This window comes from Massilia sp. Root418, from assembly GCF_001425265.1.
GTDB lineage: Bacteria > Pseudomonadota > Gammaproteobacteria > Burkholderiales > Burkholderiaceae_D > Rugamonas.
Window position 1 is genome coordinate 1,015,071 of record NZ_LMEC01000011.1, and the last position, 25,929, is coordinate 1,040,999.

At 62.3% G+C, this 25,929-nt stretch carries 25 protein-coding genes; 11 read left to right on the forward strand and 14 right to left on the reverse strand.

Annotation, left to right across the window (positions count from 1 at the left end; all coding sequences use genetic code 11):
• Positions 1 to 112: 112 nt before the first annotated feature.
• Together ASC94_RS12035 and ASC94_RS12040 are read right to left on the reverse strand one after the other, a co-directional pair.
• Entirely contained in the window at positions 113 to 508 is a 396-nt protein-coding gene (locus tag ASC94_RS12035; RefSeq protein WP_056394749.1) for a nuclear transport factor 2 family protein, read from the reverse strand.
• The gene (locus ASC94_RS12040; RefSeq protein WP_157201394.1) at positions 505 to 852 is read right to left on the reverse strand and encodes a hypothetical protein; all 348 of its coding nucleotides are present in this window, start codon (positions 850 to 852) and stop codon (positions 505 to 507) included. Before ASC94_RS12040 ends, ASC94_RS12035 begins: the two co-directional genes overlap by 4 nt.
• Positions 853 to 1,422: 570 nt before the next feature.
• Here ASC94_RS12040 and ASC94_RS12045 point away from each other — a divergent pair.
• Both ASC94_RS12045 and ASC94_RS12050 read left to right on the forward strand, forming a co-directional pair.
• On the forward strand, positions 1,423 to 2,070 hold the full coding sequence (locus tag ASC94_RS12045) for a hydrolase (RefSeq protein WP_056394753.1): 648 nt from the start codon (positions 1,423 to 1,425) through the stop codon (positions 2,068 to 2,070).
• A gap of 248 nt (positions 2,071 to 2,318) precedes the next feature.
• Entirely contained in the window at positions 2,319 to 3,167 is an 849-nt protein-coding gene (locus tag ASC94_RS12050; protein WP_267875104.1) for a pirin family protein, read from the forward strand.
• Between the two features lie 58 nt (positions 3,168 to 3,225).
• Here ASC94_RS12050 and ASC94_RS12055 read toward each other — a convergent pair whose 3' ends face one another.
• The gene (locus tag ASC94_RS12055) at positions 3,226 to 4,095 is read right to left on the reverse strand and encodes a helix-turn-helix domain-containing protein (protein ID WP_056394755.1); all 870 of its coding nucleotides are present in this window, start codon (positions 4,093 to 4,095) and stop codon (positions 3,226 to 3,228) included.
• Positions 4,096 to 4,391: 296 nt separating this feature from the next.
• Complete coding sequence (locus tag ASC94_RS12060) at positions 4,392 to 5,267, reverse strand: AraC family transcriptional regulator (RefSeq protein WP_157201395.1); 876 nt, start codon at positions 5,265 to 5,267, stop codon at positions 4,392 to 4,394.
• A gap of 882 nt (positions 5,268 to 6,149) precedes the next feature.
• Here ASC94_RS12060 and ASC94_RS12065 point away from each other — a divergent pair.
• Positions 6,150 to 6,971: an alpha/beta fold hydrolase gene (locus tag ASC94_RS12065; RefSeq protein WP_373888112.1), complete on the forward strand. Its 822-nt coding sequence runs from the start codon at positions 6,150 to 6,152 to the stop codon at positions 6,969 to 6,971.
• A 163-nt stretch (positions 6,972 to 7,134) separates the two neighbouring features.
• Here ASC94_RS12065 and ASC94_RS12070 read toward each other — a convergent pair whose 3' ends face one another.
• The 3 genes from ASC94_RS12070 to ASC94_RS12080 are packed head-to-tail and all read right to left on the reverse strand — an operon-like array spanning position 7,135 to position 9,621.
• Complete coding sequence (locus tag ASC94_RS12070; RefSeq protein ID WP_082616434.1) at positions 7,135 to 7,878, reverse strand: NADPH-dependent F420 reductase; 744 nt, start codon at positions 7,876 to 7,878, stop codon at positions 7,135 to 7,137.
• Positions 7,842 to 8,807 (reverse strand): SDR family NAD(P)-dependent oxidoreductase, encoded by a 966-nt coding sequence (locus ASC94_RS12075; protein WP_056394759.1) that lies wholly within the window; start codon positions 8,805 to 8,807, stop codon positions 7,842 to 7,844. The genes ASC94_RS12070 and ASC94_RS12075 overlap by 37 nt, the downstream gene beginning before the upstream one ends.
• A 55-nt stretch (positions 8,808 to 8,862) precedes the next feature.
• Entirely contained in the window at positions 8,863 to 9,621 is a 759-nt protein-coding gene (locus tag ASC94_RS12080; RefSeq protein WP_056394762.1) for an SDR family NAD(P)-dependent oxidoreductase, read from the reverse strand.
• A gap of 123 nt (positions 9,622 to 9,744) precedes the next feature.
• Between ASC94_RS12080 and ASC94_RS12085 the strand changes: the two genes are divergently transcribed.
• On the forward strand, positions 9,745 to 10,380 hold the full coding sequence (locus tag ASC94_RS12085) for a TetR/AcrR family transcriptional regulator (protein ID WP_056394764.1): 636 nt from the start codon (positions 9,745 to 9,747) through the stop codon (positions 10,378 to 10,380).
• A gap of 163 nt (positions 10,381 to 10,543) precedes the next feature.
• Here ASC94_RS12085 and ASC94_RS12090 read toward each other — a convergent pair whose 3' ends face one another.
• Both ASC94_RS12090 and ASC94_RS12095 read right to left on the reverse strand, forming a co-directional pair.
• Positions 10,544 to 11,323 carry a hypothetical protein gene (locus ASC94_RS12090; protein ID WP_056394767.1) on the reverse strand — a complete coding sequence of 260 codons (780 nt, stop codon included), beginning with the start codon at positions 11,321 to 11,323 and terminating at the stop codon, positions 10,544 to 10,546.
• A 130-nt stretch (positions 11,324 to 11,453) separates the two neighbouring features.
• Complete coding sequence (locus ASC94_RS12095; protein ID WP_056394768.1) at positions 11,454 to 13,259, reverse strand: FAD-binding oxidoreductase; 1,806 nt, start codon at positions 13,257 to 13,259, stop codon at positions 11,454 to 11,456.
• Between the two features lie 250 nt (positions 13,260 to 13,509).
• Between ASC94_RS12095 and ASC94_RS32505 the strand changes: the two genes are divergently transcribed.
• Positions 13,510 to 13,686 (forward strand): hypothetical protein, encoded by a 177-nt coding sequence (locus ASC94_RS32505; RefSeq protein WP_157201396.1) that lies wholly within the window; start codon positions 13,510 to 13,512, stop codon positions 13,684 to 13,686.
• Positions 13,687 to 13,737: 51 nt separating this feature from the next.
• On the opposite strand, the gene ASC94_RS12100 is transcribed toward ASC94_RS32505, so the two are convergent.
• Complete coding sequence (locus ASC94_RS12100; RefSeq protein ID WP_157201397.1) at positions 13,738 to 14,064, reverse strand: PEP-CTERM sorting domain-containing protein; 327 nt, start codon at positions 14,062 to 14,064, stop codon at positions 13,738 to 13,740.
• A gap of 118 nt (positions 14,065 to 14,182) precedes the next feature.
• Positions 14,183 to 14,362 carry a hypothetical protein gene (locus ASC94_RS12105; protein ID WP_056394772.1) on the reverse strand — a complete coding sequence of 60 codons (180 nt, stop codon included), beginning with the start codon at positions 14,360 to 14,362 and terminating at the stop codon, positions 14,183 to 14,185.
• A gap of 127 nt (positions 14,363 to 14,489) precedes the next feature.
• Here ASC94_RS12105 and ASC94_RS12110 point away from each other — a divergent pair, with 127 nt between their 5' ends.
• A complete protein-coding gene (locus ASC94_RS12110; RefSeq protein ID WP_056394774.1) occupies positions 14,490 to 15,554 on the forward strand; it encodes a patatin-like phospholipase family protein in 1,065 nt (354 codons plus the stop codon).
• Here ASC94_RS12110 and ASC94_RS12115 read toward each other — a convergent pair.
• Positions 15,520 to 16,431 (reverse strand): LysR family transcriptional regulator, encoded by a 912-nt coding sequence (locus tag ASC94_RS12115; protein WP_056394776.1) that lies wholly within the window; start codon positions 16,429 to 16,431, stop codon positions 15,520 to 15,522. The genes ASC94_RS12110 and ASC94_RS12115 overlap by 35 nt on opposite strands.
• A 99-nt stretch (positions 16,432 to 16,530) precedes the next feature.
• On the opposite strand from ASC94_RS12115, the gene ASC94_RS12120 reads away from it, so the two are divergent.
• The 5 genes from ASC94_RS12120 to ASC94_RS12140 all read left to right on the forward strand — a co-directional run bounded on the left by ASC94_RS12120 (position 16,531) and on the right by ASC94_RS12140 (position 21,669).
• Entirely contained in the window at positions 16,531 to 18,030 is a 1,500-nt protein-coding gene (locus tag ASC94_RS12120) for an acetyl-CoA hydrolase/transferase family protein (protein WP_056394778.1), read from the forward strand.
• A 93-nt stretch (positions 18,031 to 18,123) separates the two neighbouring features.
• Positions 18,124 to 19,611, forward strand: a complete 1,488-nt coding sequence (locus tag ASC94_RS12125; protein ID WP_056394780.1) for a catalase — start codon at positions 18,124 to 18,126, stop codon at positions 19,609 to 19,611.
• A gap of 150 nt (positions 19,612 to 19,761) precedes the next feature.
• Positions 19,762 to 20,886, forward strand: coding sequence for a M14-type cytosolic carboxypeptidase (locus ASC94_RS12130; RefSeq protein ID WP_056394782.1), 1,125 nt, complete (start codon positions 19,762 to 19,764; stop codon positions 20,884 to 20,886).
• A 2-nt stretch (positions 20,887 to 20,888) separates the two neighbouring features.
• Complete coding sequence (locus tag ASC94_RS12135; RefSeq protein ID WP_056394784.1) at positions 20,889 to 21,353, forward strand: CYTH domain-containing protein; 465 nt, start codon at positions 20,889 to 20,891, stop codon at positions 21,351 to 21,353.
• Between the two features lie 28 nt (positions 21,354 to 21,381).
• A complete protein-coding gene (locus tag ASC94_RS12140) occupies positions 21,382 to 21,669 on the forward strand; it encodes a hypothetical protein (protein WP_056394787.1) in 288 nt (95 codons plus the stop codon).
• A 79-nt stretch (positions 21,670 to 21,748) separates the two neighbouring features.
• On the opposite strand, the gene ASC94_RS12145 is transcribed toward ASC94_RS12140, so the two are convergent.
• Entirely contained in the window at positions 21,749 to 23,014 is a 1,266-nt protein-coding gene (locus ASC94_RS12145; protein ID WP_056394788.1) for a DUF2863 family protein, read from the reverse strand.
• 193 nt (positions 23,015 to 23,207) lie between these two features.
• Positions 23,208 to 25,916, reverse strand: coding sequence for an aconitate hydratase AcnA (acnA, locus tag ASC94_RS12150; protein ID WP_056394790.1), 2,709 nt, complete (start codon positions 25,914 to 25,916; stop codon positions 23,208 to 23,210).
• Positions 25,917 to 25,929: the final 13 nt, after the last annotated feature.

Consider the following 25,929-nt stretch of genomic DNA (forward strand, 5'->3'; position numbering starts at 1 on the left):
GGAGCTGGCTGTGCCACTGCGACGTTGCGGCACAGCCAGCAGGCCTTGCTCGCTACGACGAGCTATGTGGCGCGATTCGGTTATCTCGGCAAGTCGCCAGCGTGCTCACACTTCATTGCCCGCTGCCGGCACCACCGAGCTTGCCAGCGGGGGCAAATTGAACGGGTGAGACCTCATCTTGCAGTACATCCCAGTGCTCAGCCAGGAGGCCATCCTCAATGCGGAAGATGTCGACCACAACCTGCGGCGTGGGAGCCCAACCCCGGATGCGGCCGTGAATGGCGACGTAGTCCCCCTCGGCGATCATCAGACCCGGTTCATAGAAGACGTCACTCGAGAGCTGCGCAACCAGGTCCTCAAGCGCTTGGCGCCCTTGCGCGATCCCGGGGTTGTGCTGAACGTAGTCAGCCGCGTAGTAGCGCGCAACAGCAGACGGATCACGCCGTTGAAACAGCGCTGTCATTGCTTCCAGCACTACAGCTTTGTTTTGTTCGGAGGTGTTTTTCATTGTTGGTTTCCTTGGTTAACAATATTCATTGCGCCATGCATGCGCAGAAAGGTTCCATCAGGCAGCGTGGCATGCGAATAGATTTTGTTTTCCACAAAATCTTCCACGTGGACCACCGTGGCGCCGTTGCTCTCGGTCCAGCTGACCAGGAATACCCCGGTACGAATGCAGTCAGCAGCCATTTTCACCACCTCGGTCTTGGCATACACGCCGTTGTCGATGTGAAACTGCATTTTGCTGTGGGGCAGCGTTGTCAGGCGGGCTGAGAATTCCTCGAAGGTCACATCGAAAACCAATCCGATCGGATATTGGTTTGCGAGTGCCGGTGAACTTGTGTGATTCATAAATCTCCCATCGGTCAATTTAAACAGGGCATCCCAAATCCTGGCCCTGCCGTGGGCTGTTGGGATGGCGTTCAGTTTCGCCGCAGTGCCGGCCGAGTGCACTGTCTAAAGATGCGATCAGTAGTCTTGTTTTGCTGAATCGGCGGTCCCAACTTCGCCTGCTCGTCACCATCATGAGCATAGCTCGGGCCTTTCTTATGACGCCTGTCCGTACCTTCCGGCCCATGGCTTGATTGGCAGAGGGGCGAATGCGCAGCGTGCATCGCACTTTCGGAGTACGCGACAGATATTTCCTCACCTACGCTTCGCGGCTGTGCCTGGCTATCCAAACGATGTGAGCGATTTGGACTATCGCCAGCAATATCGATCAGTGACCCGCGCCAACTTAACCGGCACCATGGCTTCCGTCGGCTAGCAGTGCCGCACCAGGGTAAACCCGCATGAGATGCGTACAAGGGGATTGGAATGCCGATCGTACGCACCGGTTGTGAGTTTGTCCGGGTGCTGCGTGAAAGCCTCAATCGACATTCCTCAACAGCGTTAAAACGCTCTTTTTACTGGAGACTCACCATGACCAAGACCGGCCTGCAAGCGTTACTGCGCCCCCAAGACAGCATCGTTGTCCTGATCGATCACCAACCCTATCAGTTCGCGAACCTGCACAGCCACGAGCCCACGCTCGTCTCCAATAACGTGGTGGGTCTCGCCAAAGCGGCGAAGGTCTTCAACGTGCCCACGATTCTCACAACAGTCATGGAAGAGCGTGGCGGCTACCTGATCAAGGCGTTGCAGGATGTGTATCCCGATCAAAAGCCGATCGATCGCACATTCATCAATACCTGGGAAGACCCGGCCGTCACGGACATCGTCCAAAAGAGCGGCCGTAAGCAACTGATCCTGGCCGCGCTGTGGACCGAGGTTTGCTTGGCCATGCCCGCGATCCAGGCGCTGGGCGAAGGTTACGACGTGTTCATCGTAACGGACGCTTCGGGTGGCGTTTCGGCCGAGGCGCATGAAATGGCCGTGCGCCGCATGGTGCAAGCAGGCGCTGTCCCCATCACTTGGATGGCCGTGTGTGCTGAATGGCAGCGCGACTGGGCGCGGGCTGATACAGCGGTGCCCTTTACCGAGGTGGTGCGTGAACATGGCGGCGGCAGCGGCATTGCCTATGCATGGGAAGTGCAACTGCTGGCGGCGGCTTCCCAAGCCGCTAAATAATTAGCCGCCTTGATGGGTCTTCGCTTGCGAAGGTCACTCGATGGCTTCAGCCACGCCGGGTAGTCGTTCGGCGTGGCTGAAGTTGCCTCTGCGATGCAGGCTCGAAAAGCCGGCACCGGATCGTTGTTAACAATTTAGGAAACGCCGTGAAACCGGAAACCCAAACGCCATCGCCACTCCCCGAATTTACAAGCACCAAAGCAGTGTCGACCGAGGTGCCCACCTCTGGCTTGCTCCATCGCGGTGTCGTGCTTCGTACGCGAGGCGACACCCATGGGCAAGTTACTCGGCTCATGAGCCCGTCGGATCTGGGTCATATGCTCAAGCCCTTCGTGTTCCTTGACCTGTTTGACATTGACCTGCGCGACCGCGCGTCTCAGTTCTCAATACACCCTCATTCCGGCCTTGCAACGATCACGATCGTCACCGACGGCGACCTGCGCTTCGACGACCCGACTGACGGCACTGGTCATATCGGCTTTGGCGGCTTCGAGTGGATGCGCGCCGGCGCTGGCGTGTGGCACGGCAAGGAACTGTCGGCAGGCACGTCGCAACGGGCCAAGGGGTTCCAGCTGTGGCTCGCTCTGGGACGCGAGCTCGAGCATGAAGCAGTCGATAGCCAGTACGTCGAAGCCAAAAACGTACCGACGGCAGGTCCCGCGCGTGTAATCCTGGGTTCTTATGAAGGGCAGAGCAGCCCGGCCCGCTCGCCCGCGGGTGTGACTTACCTGCTGGTGTCGCTGCCGGCAAGCGCGCGATGGACGTTTTCCCCAGCTGCGGGCCAGAGAGTCGCCTGGCTTGCCATGGCGAGCGGTGAACTCGTTGGACCGGCTCGAGCAGGAGCCGGCGAGCTTGTAATTTTTGAGGCAGGCGAGCAGGCGGTCACTCTTCAAGCTGGCCCGGATGCGCCGGCCGTGTTTGTGATTGGCAGCGCTGTCGAGCACCCGTTCGAGCTTCATCTCGGTAACTACTCGGTCCACACGTCCGAACAATCGCTGGACAAGGGTGAGGCGAACATCGAGCGCTTGCGCAAGCTGCTGGTCGCTGCGGGAGATCGCCATACGCCAGGGGGGACTGTCCCGGTGTTTAAAGAGTAGTTCGGCGATACGTGGGGCGCCTGCGGCGCCACTCCTCAGCCATGGAAACAACGGCCTGTCAGCTCTGCCGGTCAAGACGCCATGCACCTGGGCTTGCTTGTGTAAGCTTGCGAAACGTCCTGCCGAAATGGACTGAGTCAGCAAAACCGGTTGCCTCTGCAATACGATCCAGCGAAAAATTAGTCTCCAGCAACATACACTTCGCCCGCTCGATGCGTTTGTTGAGTTGCCATTGATAAGGCGCAAAACCTGTGGCCGCCTTGAAGGCTCGGCAGTAGTGCGACGGAGACATGCCCGCCAGACGCGCAAGTGTCGAAAGCTCCACGCGATTGGGCATGTGTGCGTCGAGAAAGCCCATGGCGTCTTTCAGCTGCATGTTCGACAAACCGACCGACTTCTTGTTCGATATTGAGGCACTGCTGAGCAAGCGACTGGCGATGGCGGTAATCAGCGAATCACCATACAGCTGCACAGATGGATCCGGATCTTCAATGACCTCAGCTAGCAGGCGCACGAGATGCCAAATGCGATCGTCGGTGAAACGAAGCTTTGGCACACTTGCCAAGTCAGCGTCTGGCTTGATCTGCAGTTGCTCTGCGAACGGCTTGAGGTCCAGCGTAATATGCACATCCTTCGCGTAGAGCACATCGGCACTGTAACCCCAGACCTCAAGACCCGCTGGCATGAAAGTCATATCGCGGGGCCGCGATTCGTGCGGGCATTTCAGCAAGCGGTTTTCACGAGGTTCGCACCGGTATTTGCTTACCTCTTCGACGATGACACTCAAGCGGGTCTTGTCGCTGTGTGGAAGTTGGTGCAGGACCTCTCCGTTGCAGTTGTATTCGGTAACTTCTACAAGAGCTCCGACCCAGTCGCGCCGAGTGGTACTGGCCAACAGGTTTTCGGGGACTTCAGATACAGCGGCCATGGTTCTCCTCCCGACGCAATTTGCGCGTCAATATATTACGCCCGTTCATAATGCGTCAAGCTAGGTACCTGGCAGCGATACCTGTCAACTGTGAACGGGTGTTGTGCGAAAGCACATCTGTTTTGACGTGCAGCAGCGATGACAAACGCTCGACGAGCTCGCTAAGGCTTCAACCACACGCGACTACATGGGTATTGGACTACAGACCCAGTCGTGTTCGATCTTCGAATAAAAGCTTGGGCGCGAGACGTCGACATGTTCTCTCTCAGGTATTCGCCATAAACTAGCGGTCGCCTCTATGTCAACATGTCCGTCCGCCACGCAGCTGGGCTGGCGCCAGTCATCTTACGGAACGTACGCCCGAAATGCACAGTGTCGGCGAAGCCAGTAGTGTCCGCTATCTCTTGCAGGCAACGATTGGTGTTCAGTAATAGGAACTTGGCGCGGTCAATACGAGCCTGTAGTTGCCACTGATATGGCGCCATGCCAGTAGAGGCTTTGAAGGCACGGCAATAATGCGATTGCGACAGCCCAGCAAGCTTCGCCAGTTCGGCCAGTTCGACTTTCTTGGGCATCCTCGCCTCGAGGTAGCACAGTGCATCGTTGAGATGGGCGGCCGAGAGCTTGACCTCGCTGCCCTTTACTTCTTTCGGCCGCTCGAAGATTCTTGCTGCAATCGCGGCAGTAAGCGAGTCCCCGTAAAGTTGCGCCGTCGGATCATTGTCCTCTAGCGTATCGCTTAGCAACTTGATCATGGTCCATACCTGGTCATTCGAGAACCGGAACCGGGGAGCATCAACTACCCTCATCGATGCACAGATTCCCAGCCGCTCCTGCAGTAAGGCCACGTCGAAGCTGATCGTGGCACACTTGAGGGCTGTCGTATGCCCACTGTACCCCCAAACCTCCATGTCCGCCGGCGCGATGAACAATGAACGCGGCTTGTAGGGGAGTGGGTTGGGAATATCTTGCCTTAATCTGGCCTCCAAAGTTCCTTGTCCAACTTCTTCGAATTGAGCGTTAATCCACGTCAAATTCAGGGGGCGCTCAACTGGAAACAAAACTCTGCCTGTACAGGTATAGGCGTGGCGTTCGACCTGAATACCGTTCCAACTACCCATAGCGCAAGTGAACCCAGCGATATTTTCAGGAAGTTCGATCACGTCTGACATAGCAAGAATTCCTCATGTGGCTTGGCTGCGAATCGGGAGGATGTTAATTACTCGGTCCAGTCCAGTCACTGATCATTATTGCTTACTACAGCACGATTTTGTTGCTCGACCGGAGCACCTCGGGTCAAAGTCGGGACACGGCTTTTACCGCCGATTGCACCGAAGGTCGAGTCATAAAATTGATCTACTCAGCGCATTAACAGTCATTGTTGCGCTGGCCCCGGGTAGTTATCGTTCAGGTCCTGGATTGCTGCTTTGGCTTTGACCACTTGGCGGCAGCTCGGCCACAAGGACATTCGTGCATGCACAACAGCGATACCGTGTTGTGAGTGGAACGGTAAACAAAGGAGAACGATGTGAAGTACATTTCGCGTATCGACGATCATGAACGTCGAGATTCGTCTGTTCCACGTAGATCGTTTAATGAATTTTCCCCCTCGAATGCAGCGCTGGAACCGCGGGCGGATGTCAGCACCGAAGATGCGTTAGCGCCACCCCCTGCTCGTTGGCTTCCTTTCCAGACCTTGGCAATTTTCTGCGTCCTGAACCAGGTCTGGACTCGGGCAACGCCAGTGGCAATTACCTACGTTAATTCAGGACTGGTAGCAGCTGCGATTAGCGCTTGCACTCTCGCTCTCGCTGGTCGAGTACGCGTAGGTGTTGCCCCGGCAACGAAAAAGCATGGACCGGTTGGCGGGCGCCACGCTGAATCGAATTTTGATCATCAATAGGAGTGGTAAAGGCCACTCAGTGCACCAGTGCGTCGCACGCTGAGGCGTCACGGAGCGGCGTACGTTCAACGCTGCCGGAGACGCTGGGCTGGCGTCACCTTCCAATTTATCCACCGTATCCGAAAGGACAATCATGACAAGCAATCGAAGCATCAACACCGTCACTGCGAAAGACGGCTCCATCATCCACTTCACCGACTGGGGCCATGGGCAACCGGTGGTATTCAGCCACGGCTGGCCGCTGCAAGGGGACGCATGGGAAGACCAGATGATGTTCTTGGCCGAGCATGGCTACCGCGTGGTCGCGCACGACCGCCGCGGCCACGGTGCCTCGAGTAAAGCCTGGCATGGGAACGACATGAATACCTACGCCGACGACCTGGGCACGCTGATCGAGGCCCTGGACTTGACAAATGCCATGCTGGTCGGCCATTCGACCGGCGGCGGCGAGGTGGCGCGCTACATCGGCCGCCATGGCACTGATCGGGTTGGCAAGGCCGTCCTGATCGGCGCCGTAACACCGCAGATGATGCAGTCAGACGCCAATCCGGAAGGCGTGCCGATGTCTGTCTTTGACGGCATCCGCGAGGGTGTGAAAGCTGACCGCGCACAATTCTTCCTCGACCTTGCGACACCGTTCTACGGCTTCAACCGTGAGGGTGCGAAAGTATCGGAAGGCCTGCGCCAGACCTTCTGGCTGCAAGGGATGCGCTGCAGCCTGCGCAGTGCCTATGCCTGTATCAAGCAGTTCTCCGAAACCGATTTTTCGGCCGACTTGAAGAAAATGACGATTCCGACCCTGGTCATCCATGGAGATGACGATCAGATCGTCCCCCTATCGACGACCGCACGTCGCGCCGTCGACATGCTGCCCCAGGGCACGCTGAGCGTCTACGAAGGCGCTGGCCACGGCCTGCCACAGACGCACAAGGACCGCCTTAACGCAGAACTGCTGGCGTTTCTACGCGCGTAATGCATCGGGTGCGCCCGGCCGGCCCGGGTGCATGTTTTTAAAAGGCTAGTTTAGGTCGTTCGCGAATATCACTATTGCCTCAGGCATTCCCGTTGCCGCCAATCAGAACTCAATCACCGCCGGTCAGCGCGGTCCCGTTCTACTGCAAGACTTCTTTCGGCTGTTACCCGGCGATAGGTCGGGCCTTGGCAAGGTTTGCCACAAGCTCGGATCGCGTTTGGTGCTCCTGCTTCCATGCAGGTTGGCCGGGACCGTTGCGCCAGGATTCACTGAGTGGGCTGTGTTCTACAGCATCGAATCCGAACTGGTCGTACAGGCGGGTTGCTAGCGCCACCGCTTCCGGGAAATTGCTCGATACCCCCAGCGCGGTGCGATCGGGGGCGCCGGTTGGTTTTCCCCAAGTGGTAATCCGCGGCGCCTGGATAGTTGTAAAGGCTTTCACTACCTTAGACCGCGGCAATTGTTCCTGACGGAGTTCGTGCTCGGTCTTTAGACCGGCGTCGATAAGGGGATAATTCCCGTCGCGCCAGATCATGTAGTTGTTCGTGTCGATCACAATCTTGTTGGCAAGCTCATCTGCAGGCATATTGTTCGCCATCTTGAGGGGGACCGCAACGACGACGAAATCTCCGGCCAGGGCGGCATCCTTGGCCGTGGCCGCCCGTGCCAGTGGACCGAGTTCGGCGATGAGATCGTCGAGAGTTTCGGGGCCGCGTGAATTCGCGATAACTACCTGGTAGCCATGGGCGATGGCTGCACGCGCAATTTGGCTGCCGACTTCGCCTGCGCCGATGATGCCGATGGTTGTCACGGTAACGCTCCTTATGTTGGAGATATTGGGCAGGAATGATCCTGCCCATCCCTGCGGATTTAGATGGACTTCGTCAGGTCTTCGCTCAACTTCCATAACTGCCGAGCCTTGCCGGCGTCGAGCGCGTAGGAACGCACACCATCTGCAAATGGATTAGGCGAGTCGTTGACGGGCGCGACAGCGCAGTCCTCGAGGTACTGCGCACCGATGACGTCTTTTTCAGCGACAACCGCAGCCCAGACTGACGTGGCGGCCGCTTGCCCAATGGTTTTCAGCTGTCCCGGTGGCAGTCCCGCTTCAGCGCGCGCTTTGCCCACGGTTTCGAACAGTCCCTGCAATTCCTGCGCCGAGAAATTGCGCGGCAAGTCTGTCAGACTATTTCCCGGCATAACCGACGTAGCGCGGATGCCATGCTCGCGATGTCGCCTATCAAACTCCACAGCGAACAGCATGACGGCAGTCTTCGAGCGACCGTAGGCGACGAATGGTTGATATTCCAGCAGTTCAAAATTTGGGTCGACCAGGTCGATGTCGGCGACGCGATGTGCCTGGGAGGACAGGACTACCAGCCGCGCGTCCTTTGCGAACAGTGGTACGAGCTGGTTAACCAGCGCAAAGTGACCAAGATAGTTGATGCCGAGCTGTGTTTCAAAGCCGTCGACCGTGTGGCCGAACGGCGTTGCCATGACGCCAGCGTTCGCGATAATGGCATCGAACAGAGCCCTTTCTGCCAGCAACTGGTCTGCGCAAGCGCGCACGCTTTGCAGAGAAGCCAGGTCAAGCGCGACGAGTTTTAGGGTTCCGCCGCCTTGCGCTGCCGCTTCACGGATAGCGCTTGTGGCAGATACCGCTTTTGCGGAGTCCTTGACCGTACCGACCACGGTGGCTCCGCGCGCCGCCAGTGCGCGCGCTGTTTCTCGTCCGATGCCCGAGGATACGCCTGTGATCAGGAAGCGCTTGCCCTTCAGGTCGATGCCGGCAAGGACGTCGTCGGCAGTCGATGTGGCAATAAATTTGTCCGTCATTTCGTTTCCTTCATTTCGTTTGCTTGAAATAGTTGAGCGTGCTGCCTGTCGCTCGTCAGATGCCCAATCCGCCAGCAACATCGTGAACACCGCCGGTGATATAGCCGCCTTGCGGCCCCGCCAGGAAACAGACCATTGCCGACACCTCTTCAAGTGTGGCAATGCGGCGAATTGGATGCAGGTCGAGCAGTGCAGGGGGGATGGTGTCGCCTAGCACGGCTGCCGCCATGTCGGTCGGCATGACGCCGGGCTGGATGACGTTTACGGTGATATCGCGTCCGCCAAGGTCCCGGGCGACGCCGCGCGCGTATCCGGCGACCGCCGCTTTCGTGCCCGCATAATCCGCAGCGCCCGCAAATGGAACGCGTGTGCCCAGAAGTGAGCCAATGAAGATGATGCGGCCGCCGTTCGACAGGACCGGTGCTGCGGCGCGCGTAGTTGCCACGGCACCCATGACGTTGATTCGCCACTGACGATCCAGGTTAACGGTGTCGAGGTCTGGAGCATCGACCGTCTTCCCCTGTACAGCGATGGCCGCGTTATTAATGAGGATATCGAGTCGGCCGAAATGCGCGACTACCTGGTCAATTAACGGTTTGGCAGCAGACGTATCGCCTTGGTCACTGCGGATCGCCAGTGCGCGAACGCCTTTGGCTCGCAATTGCTCGACCACTATGTCAGCCTTTTCTTTAGATGCGACATAGCTTATTGCCACGTCGGCGCCCTGGTCTGCCAGCGCTTCGGCCGTCACTGCGCCCAGCCCACGAGAACCCCCTGTAACCAGCGCGACCTTACCCTTCAATTGTTGGGACATGAAATTCCTTTTAATTAGTAACGATAGTTACGATAACGATCGTTACTGTAACGGATGTTATATAATTCTTCGATCGCATGTCAAGCGGTTTCGTAACGATCATTATTGAAATGGGGAAATCTGATGGGACGCCATCGTGAATATGACGTGGAGAAAGTTCTCGACGCCGTGCTGGACGTTTTTTGGCGGAAGGGCTATGAGGGTGCTTCCTATGCTGACCTGACCGAGGCGGCCGGCGTTCAGAGGCCTGCACTGTATTCGGCATTCGGAAACAAGGAAGTGCTGTTTCGACGGGCGCTCGAACGGTACTCCGAGCGCTATATGGACCACATCCCGGAAGCACTTGCAATGCCAACCTCGCGAGAAGTGGTTGCTCATCTATTGCATAGGTCGCTTGAACTGAACACGCGTTACCTGGAGCGGACGGGATGCCTGGGCATTAACGGGTCGGTGGCCGGATCGGACGAATCGGAACCCGTACGCCAGGCGCTGGTCGAATTTCGCGCCGCAGGAGAGAGCCGGCTGCGCGCACGCTTCGAGCGCGCCAAGGAGGAAGGCGACTTGCCGCCCAATGCTGACCCTGACGCGCTGGCGGCATTCGTGATGGCGGTGATGCACGGTATGGCTTTACAGGCGAAGGCGGGTTTCAGTCGTGAAAAGCTGATGGCAGTTGCCGATCAGGCGCTCGCAACCTGGCCGGGCTCGTCTTGCAGAGAAGAGCAAGCGGCCGCCAGTCATGTTGCCCTTCCGGCAGACTAACTTGTGTACTCGCTATAAATTTCTCAGAGGCAGAAGGGACCTTGCTGCCGTTTGGCGCCGGCCGGGCCGATTTCGCGCGCAAGGGCTTTCGTAAAGCCGTGTAGCGAAACCGGCCTTGGCCAGTTGTTTCATTTCAGGCCATCAAGCCGCGTGTGCATAGTTCCTACTTAAAGGAAGAGTTTTCCGGGGTCGCGCCGGATGGGCGATACAGCGGGTTGACGAAGCCCTGCCTTGTCTGCTGGTGTGGCTGCCATGCCTGGCGGTTGGCCCAGCTTGCCAAGCTCACGCCCAGGTCGGCAAACACATCCGCCGCCAGCCGGTAAAAGCCGCCGGCCGTTGCATTGACGCCCATGGTCTGGGCGTCCAGCGACGCTTTGGCGCCGCCTCCGTTAAAGCCGACCAGCGCTCCCGTGTCCATGTAGATGGGCGCGCCGGAATCCCCGGGGCGATTGTGGCGTTCCTGGAAGATATAGCTGCCCCTCATCATGTCCGCGATGGCAATCACACCGAACTGTGAGTTAAATGCGAAGGTATCCACGTTCATCGCTTCGGCGTAGGCTTGCGACGTGGCGCCGCAGTGCCATACCATCAGATGCATGGCCTGGTAGTAGTTCGGTAATTCCTGCGTCGTATTGCGATATGGCGGTGGGTCGAACACGGTGTCCAGTGTGAGAATTTTGTTGTCTCTCTTGATCGTGAAGCTATCCTCTTTGACCAGGCTGGTGCCGTAGCTGGTCAGCTTGACCAGCGCGGCATCCAGATCATCGTCCGTCCGCTGCACGACGTGTCCAACTTGCGTGGTCCCGTAAAAAACGGCGCCATCGCCTGCCGCGGCAACATGCTTGGAAATGATCGCGAAGAGACTCCTCTCTCCGGTTTTTACGACGAAACAGCCCAAGGTGCCAGCGCCGTGGCCGCAGGTAATCTTGCTTCCTATTTTCATGCGAAAGTCTCCTTGGAGCAGGGTTTTTCTGCGCCACTTGCAACGTGAGAGTTTGTCGCAAACGGTGTGCGCATTTCGGTTTCGAACTTCCAGCCTACTCCAGTTTTCATGGTGTGGCAATAATGATAATTCAGGTGTTGGGCGTGAACCCGTCCCTGCTCCAGCGCTCGCTGCCCACGCCGTGGTGGACGAAGAACAAGCCTTGCGGATCGTATTTCTGCTTGATCTGCGCCAGCCGCCGGTAGTTGCTGCCCCAGAAGGCGGTCTGCCAGTCGGACTGGAAATAATCGCTCTCGGACACGTAGGCGCCGGCGCCTGGCGCCACTTTCAGCATTTCGTCCATGGCCTTTGCAATCTGGCGGGCGCGGTTTCTTGCGTGCGCCTGGTGCGGGCCGCTGCCCGGCATGCCGGGGAATTGCGGCCCTTCGCCGCCGGCGACGATAAGCAACGCGAAAGCGTCCAGCGCGCCGGGGTTCATGGCGGTGTCGCGCGCCGCTGCGATTTCTGCCGCCGGCGCGCCTGCCAGGCCTTTGTTGAAGTGGAAGCCCAGCTGCCACAGGCGGCTGCCGCGGAAGATGGCGTCCGCCAGCGCGGCCTGCCGGTCCGCTTGCAGCAGCGATGCGGGCATCCACGCGGACTTGTAGCCGTGGATGTACCAGCCGGCTTGCTCCAGGTCGCCTTTCCACAGCGCGTGGTGGGCCGGCGCGCCGGGCCGCCGGTCGGGCACCATGAAGCCGGGCGCATTCTTGCGGAAGAAGTCCGCGTCCCAGAAGTGCCGGGCGGGCAGGGCGAGCGACTGGTAGGGTTTGTCGAAAACGTAGCCGGGCCGCGCGCGCAGCCACTCGAGCAGCGGCGTCCAGACGGCATCGGCCTGCTGCTGGCTGAGTCCTTGGAACACCAGCGAGACGTCGACCGAGTCGGCGTTGAAGGAGATCTGCTCGCCCCAGTGCGGATTGAACAGCGCGCTGGCGTAGAAGGCGACCAGGCGGGCGATCAGTTCGCGGTACGCCTGTTCCGACGAGGCTTTGACCTTGAAGAAGACCGCGCCGAACGTGGCCGGCAGTTCGCGCGTGCGCAAGGTCAGCCGCGTGATCACGGCGACGCTGCCGCCACCGCCGCCTTTGAGCGCCCAGAACAGGTCCGGGTTGGTGCAGGCGTTGGCGATGCGCACCTGGCCGTCGGCGGTGACGACTTCCGCTTCCAGCAGTCCGGCCGCCGCCGTGCCGTAGTTCTTCGAGAAATTGCTGAAGCCGCCGCTTTGCACCAGCCCGGCCACACCCACCGTGGTGCAGCCGCCGCCCTGCACGTAGCGCCCGCCGCGCGTGGTGACGGCGTCGTAGGCGTCGATCCACATGGCGCCGGCGCCCATGCTGACCGCCGGCTGCGGCGCATCCGCGCAGCCTTGCGCCACGAAGGCGTCGTGCAGGCGCACGTCGTTCATGCGGCGGGTCCACACCAGCAGCGAATCGGGCGCGTCCGAGGTGCCCTGGTAGCTGTGGCCGCCGCCTTTGACCACCAGGCGCAGCTTGTGCGTGCGGGCGAAGTTGACGGCGGCCGCCACGTCGGCCGTGTTTTCGGCGGCCAGCGCATAGGCGCTGGGCTGCGAGGTCCATGCGTCGATCCAGCCGCTGGTCTGCGTCAGGGCGGGCTGGTCGCCGATCTCGAAGGTGTTGGCAAGGCGGGCCAGCGCGGTGGTGCAGGCGGGGCTGGTCTTCGCAGCCTGGCAGCCGGCAAAGAAGGGGGCAAGTCTGGTCAGCTTGCCGGTCACGCTACGGCGCAAGCCAGCCCAGCTGGACGCCGACGGCCACCCTGGATCGCCGGGGCGGACGCGGGCGCGCAGGCCGGTTTGCGGGGCGGTTGCGCTGGCGGGCGCGGGGCGCAGCGTGGCCGGTGCCAGTGGCAGCGCCGCCAGTTTCAGCAGGGTTCTTCTTTTCATCGGGCCGTCCTCCGGCAGTGCTTGACGAAGCCAGGGTAGAGGAAAGCGCTCGCGGGATCGAACGAAAAGGGGCGAGCCGGGGCAGGGCGGGGCAAGCCGGAGTCGAAGGCTGCTGATCGAGGGGCGCGAGCACGGTTGCACGGTTTTCGCCTGCTGGCCAGGATCAGTCCTACAAGACCAGCATACGGCGGCTGACACGATCCGCGCCGCCGCCTCGCTACGATGGCAATCAACCCATCAAGGAGGCACCATGGCAGTCAACCAAGCACCCCACACCGGTAACATCGATCAACAGCCCGTCCCGCCGGCCAAGATCCCGGGCGAGCCGGCGCCGGACGAAGACAAAGAGAATTTGCCCGAAGGGGGCGACATGACCAACCAGCCGGCGTATGACAAAGAGCAGCTGCGCCGCATCGCCGCCGATTGATTGGAACGGGCGTCCAGCATTTTTGCCTTGGCGCGAAGGTGCTCCGGGGACTTATGTTTCTGTACTGAATTTTGGCGGCGGCATCGAGCGCCGCGCTACCAGGCTGACCAGGCCCACGCCTATCAACAGCATGATGTACACGGGCGGTTCGGGAATGGGACTGAGGGGAGCGGGCTGTGCTTGCGCGGCGCTGGCGGCGGGCGCCGCGTTGGCCAGGCTGATCAGGTCCGCTTCGTTGAGGTAGTTCGCTTCGCCGGGCAACGGCGGCAGCATCGCCTTGTTGCCGGCTTGGTACAAAATATCCGCAGCGCGTGCGGTGCCGGTAGCGGCCCCTGCCAGCATTAGCGCGAGCAGGGTTTTCTTCAATACAGTGTGCATGGTGACTCCCAGAGCGATTGCGTATCTGGGCTCACCTTAGCACGAAATTAGCCGGCATGTCGCTTGATTAATAATTGCAATTTCACAATATTTCTGCTGCGATGCAAAAGTTTCCTGATCACCCGCGCCGGCGCTGCTCGGGGTAGGCGAGAACACGCGTGATCACCCCGGCCGGGACGGCCTTGTGCAGCATGTAGGCCCAGGCATTGGCTGCCCCGATGCGGCTATCGATGGTCAGGCCTTCGTCGACGTGGCGCGCCAGGATCTGGTTGCTGCGCTGAGGCTGTTGTGTGTGCATAATGGCTCCGTTTTTTGTGCACTGCAATGATAGCGATTTCCGCTGCAAACCGCTGTTCGGTTGACATTGGGTACAATCAGCTTATACCCCCTCACACGGAGAGCAAGTGAAACCCAACGCAGCGGCAATGCCCGGACAAGTTGTGCTCGTACTGCAAGGCGGCGGCGCGCTGGGCGCCTACCAGCTGGGCGTGTACCAGGCCATGAACGAAGCGGGCATCGAGCCGGACTGGGTGATCGGCACCTCCATCGGCGCGCTCAACGGCGCCATCATTGCCGGCAATCCGCCGGCGCGGCGGGTGGAGCGGCTGCGCCAGTTCTGGGCCATGATGGAGCAGCACTCGGCCCTGTATCCCGGCATGCCGCGCGAGTTAGCCAACGCGCTCACCATGTCGCAGGGCATACCGGCCTTTTTCGCGCTGAACCCGGCCACCTGGTGGAACCCGAACGCCAAAGTGGGCGTGGAAAACGCGTCCTTCTACCGCACCGGCCCGCTGCATAAGACGTTAAGCATGCTGGTCGATTTCGACTACCTGAACAGCAACGGCACCCGCTTCACGGTGGGCGCGGTGAACGCGCGCAGCGGCGAGATGCGCTACTTCGACAGCAAGAAAGAGGCGCTGTGCGTGGAGCATGTGATGGCCTCCGGCGCGATCCCGCCCGCGTTTCCCGCAGTGCGCATCGACGGCGAACCTTACTGGGACGGCGGCATCTATTCGAACACGCCGATCGAGGCGGTGCTGGACGACGAGCCCCGGCTCGACTCGGTGATCTTCTCGGTGCAAGTGTGGAACCCGGACGGCAAGGAGCCGCAAAGCGTGCTCGATGTGCTGGAAAAGCACAAGGAGATCCAGTACGCCAGCCGCGTCGCCAATATCGAGCAGCAGCGCCGCATGCACCGCCTGCGGCACGTGATACGCCAGCTCACCCTGCAGTTGCCGGCCGAGGTGCGGCGCAGCCCGGAAGCGCGCGAGCTGTCCAGCTGGGGCTGCGGCAGCCGCATGCACATCGTGATGCTGAAGGCGCCGCGCCTGGACAGCGAGGACCACACCAAGGACATCGACTTCACCGCCGGCGGCATCCACCACCGCTGGAAGGCCGGCTACGAGGACACCCAGCGCGCGCTGGCGGCGCGGCCGTGGGACAGCGTGGTCGATCCTATCGAAGGCGTGGCGATCCACGAGGACTTTTAAGGCCCAGCACATCGCGGCACACTTCCAGCCACGCGCGCGCCGCGTGCGACAGGTAGCGGCCGTTCCACACGTGGGCCACATCCCATGCCAGTGCCGGCTCCACGATGCGCACCGCGTGCAGGCGCTCGCCGGCCAGCCGTTGCACGAAGGGTTCCGGCACCAGCGCCACGCCGATGCCGACCGAGGCCATTTCCACCAGCCAGTCCCACTGTCCGCTTTGCGCCGCGATGGCGGGGCTGATGCCGGCCTCCGCGAAGGCGTTGCGCAGCGCGCGCGTCAAGGCGAAATCGTCCTTCAGCAGCACCAGCGGCAGCCCGGCCAGTTCCTTCAGCCGCAGCGTGCGGCGGCTGCGCTGGAAGGTGCCGGCGGCCGCCAGCGCGTACAGCGGATAGCTGGCGATGGGCTCGGCCTGCAGGACCAGCGCGGCGTCGGCCGGCAGCACCGTCATGCCGAGCTCCAGTTCGCCCGCCGCCACCTGCCGTTCGATGGCCTGGCCGGTGTCTTCGCTGAGCGCGAGCGCAATGCCGGGATGGCGCTCGCGGAAGGCTTTCAGCACGGGCGTGAACAGCAGGTTGATCATGGGCGGGATGCCGATCGCCAGCGTGCCGCGCTGGCGCGCCTGCGTGTCGCGCACCTCCAGCTGCAGCTGGCGCAAGGTGGCCAGCATTTCCTCGCCGCGCGCGTAAACCACGGCGCCGGTGTCGGTCAGCGTGAGGCGGCGGCCATCGCGCACCAGCAGCGGCGCGCCCACTTCATCCTCCAGCTGGCGCACCATCTTGCTGATGGTCGACTGGGTGACGTGCAGCGCCTCGGCGGCTTGCGTGAAGCTGCTCAGGCGGGCGGTTTCGATGAAGTAGCGCAGTGAACGGATATCCATGAATTTTTCGACTGGAGTTGAAGAATTTAAGTCATGCAATGCATGAATTCCCGATTCTATACTGGTCCCACCCAAACCATAAATGATCTGGAGCACATCATGCATGAAGACCGTATTCGCCTGCCGGCGCTGATGGACAGGATAATGACGGCGGCCGACGCCGCGCGGCTGTTCCGCAGCGGCATGACCGTCGGCATGAGCGGCTTTACCCGCGCCGGCGACGCCAAGGCGCTGCCGCTGGCGCTGGTGGAGCGCGCCCGCAGCGAGCCGCTGGCGCTGACGCTGATCACCGGCGCCTCGCTGGGCAGCGACAGCGACGGCCTGATGGCCAATGCAGGCGTGGTGGCGCGCCGCATGCCGTTCCAGTCCGACGCCGCGCTGCGCCGGAAGATCAACAGCGGCGAGGTGATGTTCATCGACCAGCACCTTTCCGAAACCGCCGAGCAGCTGCGCGGCGGCGGCCTGAAGCCGGTGGACATCGCGGTCATCGAAGCGGTGGCCATCACGCGGCAGGGCGATGCCGCAGGCATCGTGCCCACCATGTCGGTCGGGAACTCGGCCAGCTTCGCCGAACAGGCCGCGCAGGTCATCATCGAAATCAACCTGAGCGCGCCGCTGGCGCTGGAAGGCCTGCACGACATCTATCTGCCCGCGCGGCGCCCCGGCCGCGAGCCGATTCCGCTCACCAGCACCGGCCAGCGCATCGGCGCTTCCACCATCCATATCGATCCGGCGCGCATCGCCGCCATCGTCATCACCGACAGCCCGGACAGCCCCTCCAACGTGCTGCCGCCGGACGCGGAAACCCAGGCCATCGCCGGCCACATCATCGCCTTCCTGGAGGCCGCGGTGGCGGCGGGGCGCATGGGGCCGGAGCTGCTGCCGCTGCAGGCGGGCATCGGCACCATCGCCAACGCCGTGCTGCACGGCCTCACCGGCTCCTCGTTCCGCAACCTGTCCATGTACTCGGAGGTGCTGCAGGACAGCGCGATCGAACTGCTGGATTCGGGCCAGCTGGCCATGGCGTCCGCCTCGTCGATCACCCTGTCGGCCGCCATGCACGAGCGCTTCCTGCGCGACATTGAACGCTACCGCGACCGCATCGTGCTGCGCCCGCAGGAGATCAGCAACCACCCGGAGCTGGTCAAGCGCCTTGGCGTCATCGCGCTGAATACGGCGCTGGAGTTCGACATCTACGGCAACGTGAACTCCACCCACGTGGGCGGGACCCACATGATGAACGGCATCGGCGGCTCGGGCGACTTTGCGCGCAATGGCCACCTGTCCTTCTTCGTCAGCAAATCCGTGGCCAAGGATGGCGCCATCTCCAGCGTGGTGCCGATGACGCCGCACGTCGACCACACGGAACACGACGTGGACGTGCTGGTCACCGAATGGGGCCTGGCCGACCTGCGCGGCCTGGCGCCGCGCGAGCGCGCGCCCCTGATTATCGAGCGCTGCGCCCACCCGGACTACCGGCCCCAGCTGCGCGCCTACCTGGAAGAAGCCTTGCTGCGGGGCGGGCAGACCCCGCACGTGCTGGAAAAAGCCTACAGCTGGCATGCGCGCTACCGCGAACAGGGCTCCATGATTATATAAAACTATTGAATCGATAAAATCAATTATCTTTATAAATGTTGCTGGCTTCTCTAGAATGAATTCACACCGAACAACATTCTTGAGGAGCAAGCAATGAGCCAGCAGCCACCGCAGCCCACCGGCACCACCGCCATCACCACCGCGTCCGGCATCCCCGTCGCCGACAACCAGAATTCCATCACCGCCGGCCCGCGCGGTCCGGTGCTGCTGCAGGACTTCCACCTGATCGAGAAGCTGCAGCATTTCAACCGCGAGCGCATCCCCGAGCGCGTGGTGCACGCCAAGGGCTCCGGCGCCTACGGCACCTTCACCGTCACGCACGACATCAGCCGCTACACCAAGGCCAAGCTGTTCTCCGCCATCGGCAAGCAGACCGAGACCTTCGTGCGCTTCTCCACCGTGGGCGGCGAGAAGGGCAGCGCCGACACCGAGCGCGATCCGCGCGGCTTCGCGGTGCGTTTCTACACCGAGGAAGGCAACTGGGACCTGGTGGGCAACAACACTCCCATGTTCTTCATCAAGGACGGCATCAAGTTCCCCGACTTCATCCACACCCAGAAGCGCGACCCGCAGACCAACCTGAAATCGCCCACCATGATGTTCGACTTCTGGAGCAAGGCGCCGGAAAGCCTGCACCAGGTGACCATGCTGTTCTCGGACCGCGGCACGCCCGACGGCTACCGCCACATGGACGGCTTCGGCAGCCACACCTTTAGCCTGATCAACGAAGCGGGCCAGCGCGTATACGTGAAGTGGCACTTCAAGACGCGCCAGGGCATCAGGAACCTGAGCGCGGCCGAGGCCACCCGCATCGCCGGCACGGACCCGGACTACGCGCAGCGCGACCTGTTCGGCGCCATCGCGGCCGGCGAGTTTCCGCAGTGGGACGTGAAGATCCAGGTCGCCACCGATGCCGAACTGGCGGCGTGGGGCGAGCGCACCGGCTGGAATCCGTTCGACCTGACCAAGGTCTGGCCGCACGGCGACTTCCCGCTGCAGCCGGTGGGCGTGTTCGAGCTGAACCGCAACCCGGTCAACTACCACGCCGAGGTGGAGCAGGCCGCGCTGTCGCCGTCGAACGTGGTGCCGGGCATGGGCTACTCGCCGGACAAGATGCTGCAGGCGCGTCTGTTCGCCTACCACGACGCGCAGCTGTACCGCGTGGGCACCAACCACCAGCACCTGCCGGTGAACGCGCCGCGCTGCCCCTTCCACAACCAGCAGCGCGACGGCGCCATGGCCATCAGCAACGGCGGCTCGGCGCAGAACTACTCGGCGGTGGAGGCGGGCGGCATCCATGGCAAGGGGCTGGGGCACGGCGAACCGGAACTGGCGCTGCAAGGGGCGGCTGCGCGCTACGATGGCCGCGGGCATGAGGATGATTACACCCAGGCCGGCAACCTGTTCCGCCTGATGCCGGCGCAGGAGCGGCACAACCTGTTCAACAACCTGGCCGGTCCCATGAGCCAGGTGAGCGACGAGATCATCCAGCGCCAGCTGGGGCATTTCGACCTGGCCGACCCGGCCTATGGCGCCGGCGTGCGCGCCGCCCTGAAGGCGCGCGGCCGCAACGTGGACTAGCCGGCGCGGCGGGTTACGCCGTGCCGGCTAACCCGCCCTACGTGTGCGGCGGCTCCGGGGCCCGTAGGGCGGGTTAGGCACGTAACCCGCCATGCTCCGCCGCCGCATCATTTAAAATAGCGGTCTTGGATCTATCTACACAGGACCGCCATGACCATCAAAATCAGCCAGAACTTCGACTCCGGCGCCATCGACGTGGTGCGCGCCGACAGCGCCGCCACCATAGAACTGAAGCTGCGCGACGACAACGCGGCCGATATCCGCCAGTGGTTCCATTTCCGCCTGCAGGGCGCGCGCGGCCAGGCCGTCACCATGCGTTTCCTGAACGCCGGCCAGGCCACCTACGCCAAGGGCTACGAGGGCTACAACGCCGTGGCCAGCTACGACAGCGAAAACTGGTTCCGCGTGCCGACCTCCTTCGACGGCGAAGTCATGACCATCAAGCACACGCCGGACCTGGACAGCGTCTATTACGCCTACTTCGAGCCGTATTCGTGGGAGCGCCACCTGCGCCTGCTGGGCGAAGTGGCCGAGAATCCGGCTGCGCGCGTGCTGGACCTGGGCTCCACGGTGGACGGCCGCGACATGAACCTGGTCGTCATCGGCGCCCCGGAAGCGGAGAAGAAGATCTGGGTCATCGCGCGCCAGCACCCCGGCGAGTCGATGGCGGAATGGTTCGTCGAAGGCCTGGTCGATGCGCTGCTGGACGACGCCAATCCGATTTCGCGCAAGCTGCTGCAGCGCTGCTGCTTCTACATCGTGCCCAACATGAACCCGGACGGCTCGGTGCGCGGCAACCTGCGCACCAACGCGGCAGGCGCCAACCTGAACCGCGAATGGATGACGCCGTCGCTGGAGCGTTCGCCTGAAGTGCTGTGCGTGAAAAACAAGATCCACGAAACCGGCGTCGACATGTTCTTCGACATCCACGGCGACGAGGCGCTGCCATACAACTTCGTGGCCGGCAACGAGATGCTGGAAAACTTCACGCCGGAGCAGGCTGCCGCGCAAAAGGCGTTCATCGAGCGCTACAAGAACGCCAGCCCGGACTTCCAGGATCAGTACGGCTATGCCGCCAGCAAGTACAAGGAGGACATGCTGACGCTGGCCTCCAAGTACATCGGCCACCACTTCAAGTGCCTGGCGCTGACCCTGGAAATGCCGTTCAAGGACAACGCCGACCTGCCGGACGCCTACGTGGGCTGGAACGGCGCGCGCAGTGCCGCGCTGGGCCGCGCCATCCTGCAGCCCATCCTGCTGTCGCTGGACGACTGACCATGGGCGTCGAGATCGAACGCAAGTTCCTGGTCACCAGCGACGCCTGGATGCAGCAGGGCGAACCCGTGCTGCTGCGCCAGGGCTATCTGTCCTCGCACGCGCAGCGCGTGGTGCGCGTGCGCATCGAAGGCCAGCGCGCGGTGATGACCATCAAGGGCAAGAACGTGGGCGCCAGCCGGGGCGAGTGGGAATACGAGATCCCGATGGCGGACGCGCAGGAGTTCCTCGACAAGCTGTGCGAGCAGCCCATCATCGAGAAATACCGCCGCCGCATCCCGTACGCGGGCTTCGTGTGGGAAGTGGACGAGTTCCTGGGCGTGAACGCCGGGCTGGTGGTGGCGGAGATCGAGCTGCCGTCCGAAGACCAGCCTTTCGACAAGCCGGACTGGGCCGGAGAAGAAGTCACGCACGATATGCGCTACCTCAACTCCAACCTGATCAAGCACCCATACTCCGCTTGGTAGGCCCTGTTTTCCATCCTAAACTGGAGGGATGGAGAACGACTGGAAAGAGTTTGCCGCGCGCATAGACGCCATCATGCCGACCTTGGCAACCAAGGCCGACATGGAAGCCCTGCGCGCCGATGTGGCGCGCTGGACACTGGCGACCATTATCGGCCTGTTTATCGGTTTTGGCGGCTTGTTCGTTGGGATAACCAACACCTTGAAGCAGGAGAAGGCGCAGCCAGCTCCGGCGGGGCTGCAAACGGTGCAGCCCATCGTCATCTATGTCCCGGCTGCGGCGCCTGAGCTGCGGCCCGAACAGCCCCAGAAAAAATAAAACCCTCTCACGAGGGTTTTATGCTCTGTGCGTAGGGCGGATTAGCGGGGCGCGCCCCGCGTAATCCGCCGCCGCGTGCTCAGTGGAAGTGCTCGTTCCCGGCCGGCGTATCCTCCGGCATCTCTGCATGCACCAGCTCGCCCGTCGGGTCCGCGAACAGCGGCGCGCCGCAGTCGTCGCAATACTCGGACACGTAACGCTCGCCCAGCTTCTTCACCTGCGTCACGCCCAGCGCGTTGAGGTGCTCGACTATCTCCTCCACCGGCGTGCGCGGCTTGAGCAGCTCGGCAATGCTGCCCGAGATCGGGCCTTCCGGCGGCGTGCCTTCCTCGTCCTCCTGGCCGTACAGCGGCCACACCACGCCGTACACCACGTCCGCGCTCTGGCGCGGGGTGAAGGCGACGCGGTACTCGTCGATCTGGCCGTCGGCCGCTTCCTCGCCGAAGCCGGCGATCACGGCGCGCAGTTCGGACGGCTCCACCGACAGGGTGTGCGTCAGGTAGTGCACGGCGGCGCGGATCGAGACTGGACGGATCAGCTTGTCCGCCTCGCGGCAGGCCATGTAGTACGCTTCCGGCAGCAGCAGCTCGACGCCGCAGCCCGGCAGCAAACGGTTCACGGTCGGCAGCGCCTGCACGCGCCATTGTTCCAGCGCGGCCTTGCGCTCCTCGGCAAAGTTCGACTGCAGCGCCGGCATCTGCCAGCGGAACACCGGGCCGCCGTGCGGCGCCACCACGGCCACCAGCAGGTAGCGCGTGTCGGCCAGGAAAGGCGCGGTGTCCGGCGCCTTGGCTTCCGATTTGAACGCCACGCCCTTCAGCGCGGCCTGGGCCAGCTTGTGGGTCTTGCTGTAGGCCTCGGCGTGGCTGCGCGGCAGCTGGTCGATGGAATACAGCATGGAGGCCATGGCCATGTGCGTGCCGTCGGCCAGCAGGTGGGCCGAGAAGTGCGCCGACAGGGTGTTGAGCACGTCGGCCGGGATCGGGCCCGAGGCGATCGAGAAGCGGGTCCAGGCCAGGATGGGCGCGGCCACCAGCAGCACGTCGTACTGGGTGCTGGCGCCGTCCGCTTCCACTGTGATGGTGCCGGACTCGCTGACCGCTTCCACGCTGTCCATCAGCACGTCGTAGGCGTTCAGGTCTTCGCGGAACAGGCCGTTCAAGGCTGCGTCGATGGTGTCCTGGTGGCCGGTCTTGAGCAGCTTCTGCAGTTGCAGGTCCAGGCCATGCTCCCAGCTGCGCTCTTCGAGGCGGCTGGCTGCCTGGCCAACGGCCTGGGCAAGGGTTACGAGGCGCTGGCTGTCGGCAGTGAGTTTGTGTGGCGATTCTTTGGATGGGCGACGCATAGCGCTTACTAGTCTCTGGAAAAGTTCTGTTATCCGTATTGTAGTGGATTCGGGCGCAGGCAGCGGCGCAAATAAAAAACGCCGGACGAATCCGGCGTTTTCGGCAAAGCTGGCGGCTTACGCGCGGCGCGCCCTACGCGCTGCCGTGGTCCGTAGGGCGGGTTAGGTGCGCAGCACCGTAACCCGCCATTGCTTAGGCGGCCAGCAGCTGGCGCAGCACGAACGGCAGGATGCCGCCGTGCTTGTAGTAGTCCACTTCGATCGGCGTATCGATACGCAGCAGCACGGTGACTTCCTGCGACGAACCGTCGGCGCGGTGGATCACCAGGGTGGCCAGCTGTTGCGGCTTGATCTCGCCTTCCAGGCCCTTCAGGTCATAGGTTTCCTTGCCGGTGATGCCCAGCGATTCCACGCTGTCGCTGCCGATGAACTGCAGCGGCAGCACGCCCATGCCCACCAGGTTGGAGCGGTGGATGCGTTCGAACGAACGGGTGATCACGGCCTTCACGCCCAGCAGCTGGGTGCCCTTGGCAGCCCAGTCGCGCGAGGAACCGGTGCCGTACTCTTCGCCGCCGAAGATCATGGTCGGCGTGCCTTCGGCCACGTACTTCATGGCCGCGTCGTAGATCGACAGCTGCTCGCCCGATGGCTGGTGGATGGTGATGCCGCCTTCCACCGCCGAGCCGTCCGGCTTGGCCGGGATCATCTTGTTCTTGATGCGCACGTTGGCGAAGGTGCCGCGCATCATGATCTCGTGGTTGCCGCGGCGCGAGCCGTAGGAGTTGAAGTCGGCTTTCAGCACGCCGTTGTCCTTCAGCCATTTGCCGGCCGGGCCGTCTTCCTTGATCGAACCGGCAGGGGAGATGTGGTCGGTGGTGATCGAGTCGCCGAACACGCCCAGCGCGCGCGCGCCGGTGATGCCGGTGGCGGCCGCTTTCGGCGTCATCTCGAAGCCTTCGAAGAAGGGCGGCTCGGCGATGTAGGTCGAGTCCGGCCAGTTGTAGACCTGGCCCTCGGTGGTCGACACGGCTTCCCACAGTTCGCCCGGCGCGCCCTTGACGTCGGCGTAGTTGTCCTTGAACACTTTGGAGTTCATGGCGAACTTCATCAGCTGGCCGATTTCCTGCGAGCTCGGCCAGATGTCGCCCAGGTACACGTCCCGGCCGTCCGTGCCCTTGCCCACCGGCTCGGTCATCAGGTCGCGCGTCATGTTGCCGGCGATGGCGTAGGCCACCACCAGCGGCGGCGAGGCCAGGAAGTTGGAGCGGATGTTCGGGTGGATGCGCGCTTCGAAGTTGCGGTTGCCCGACAGCACGGCCGAGGCCACGATGTCGTTCGACGTGATGGCTGCGTTCAGTTCCGGCGTCAGGTCGCCGGCGTTGCCGATGCAGGTGGTGCAGCCGTAGGCGGTGACGCCGAAGCCCAGCTGTTCCAGGTAGGGCAGCAGGCCGGCGGCGGTCAGGTACTCGGTCACCACGCGCGAGCCGGGGGCCAGCGAGGTCTTGATGTGCGGCGCCACGGTCAGGCCCGCTTCCACGGCCTTCTTGGCCAGCAGGCCGGCGGCCAGCAGCACGGACGGGTTGGAGGTGTTGGTGCAGGACGTGATGGCGGCAATCAGCACGTCGCCGTTGTGCACTTTCACGCCGTCGCTGGTGGTGTATTCGCAGGTCAGGTCGGCCGGGTTCTTGTTGAAGCCGTTTTCGGTGGTGGGCTTGGAGAACAGTTCGATGAAGTTGTTCTTCACGTTGCCGATCTCGATGCGGTCCTGCGGGCGTTTCGGGCCGGCCAGGGAAGGCGTCACGCTGGTCAGGTCCAGCGCCACCACGCGGGTGTAGTCGATCTCGCCTGCCTTGGGCACGCCGAACAGGTTCTGGGCCTTGAAGTAGGCTTCGAAGGCGTCGATTTCAGCCTTGGTGCGGCCGGTGCCGCGGAAGTAGTCGATAGTCGCTTCGTCGACCGGGAAGAAACCCATGGTGGCGCCGTATTCCGGGGCCATGTTGGCGATGGTGGCGCGGTCGGTCAGCGACAGCGTCTCGGTGCCTTCGCCGAAGAACTCGACGAACTTGCCCACGACTTTTTCCTTGCGCAGCAGTTCGGTAATGGTCAGCACCAGGTCGGTGGCGGTGCAGCCTTCGCGCAGCGCGCCGGTCAGGTTCACGCCGATCACGTCCGGGGTCAGGAAGTACACGGGCTGGCCCAGCATGCCGGCTTCCGCCTCGATGCCGCCCACGCCCCAGCCGACCACGCCGATGCCGTTGATCATGGTGGTGTGCGAGTCGGTGCCCACCAGGGTGTCAGGGTAGTACACGCCGTCGGCGGCCTTGTGCACGCCGCGCGCCAGGTACTCCAGGTTCACCTGGTGCACGATGCCGAAGCCCGGCGGCACCACGCCGAAGGTGTCGAACGCTTGCATGCCCCACTTCATGAACTGGTAGCGCTCGTTGTTGCGCGAGAATTCCAGCTTCATGTTCAGGTCCAGCGCTTTCGGCTCGCGGAAGTGATCGATGGTGACCGAGTGGTCCACCACCAGGTCGACCGGCACCAGCGGCTCGATCTTCTTCGGGTTCACGCCCATCTTGGAGGCCACGTTGCGCATGGCGGCCAGGTCGGCCAGCAGCGGCACGCCGGTGAAGTCCTGCAGCACCACGCGTGCCACCACGAAGGGAATCTCGTCGGTGCGGTCGGCGGTCGCGCTCCAGCCTGCCAGCTGCTTGACGTGCTCTTCGGTCACTTTCTTACCGTCGCAGTTGCGCAGCACGGATTCCAGCACCACGCGGATCGACACCGGCAGGCGGGAGACATTGATGCCCAGGCTCTTTTCCAGCGCCGGCAGGGAATAGAACTTCCCTTTTTTGCCTGCAATGTTGAAATCTTTCAGCGTGTTCAGTGTGTTGCGGGACATGACCTCTCCTTCA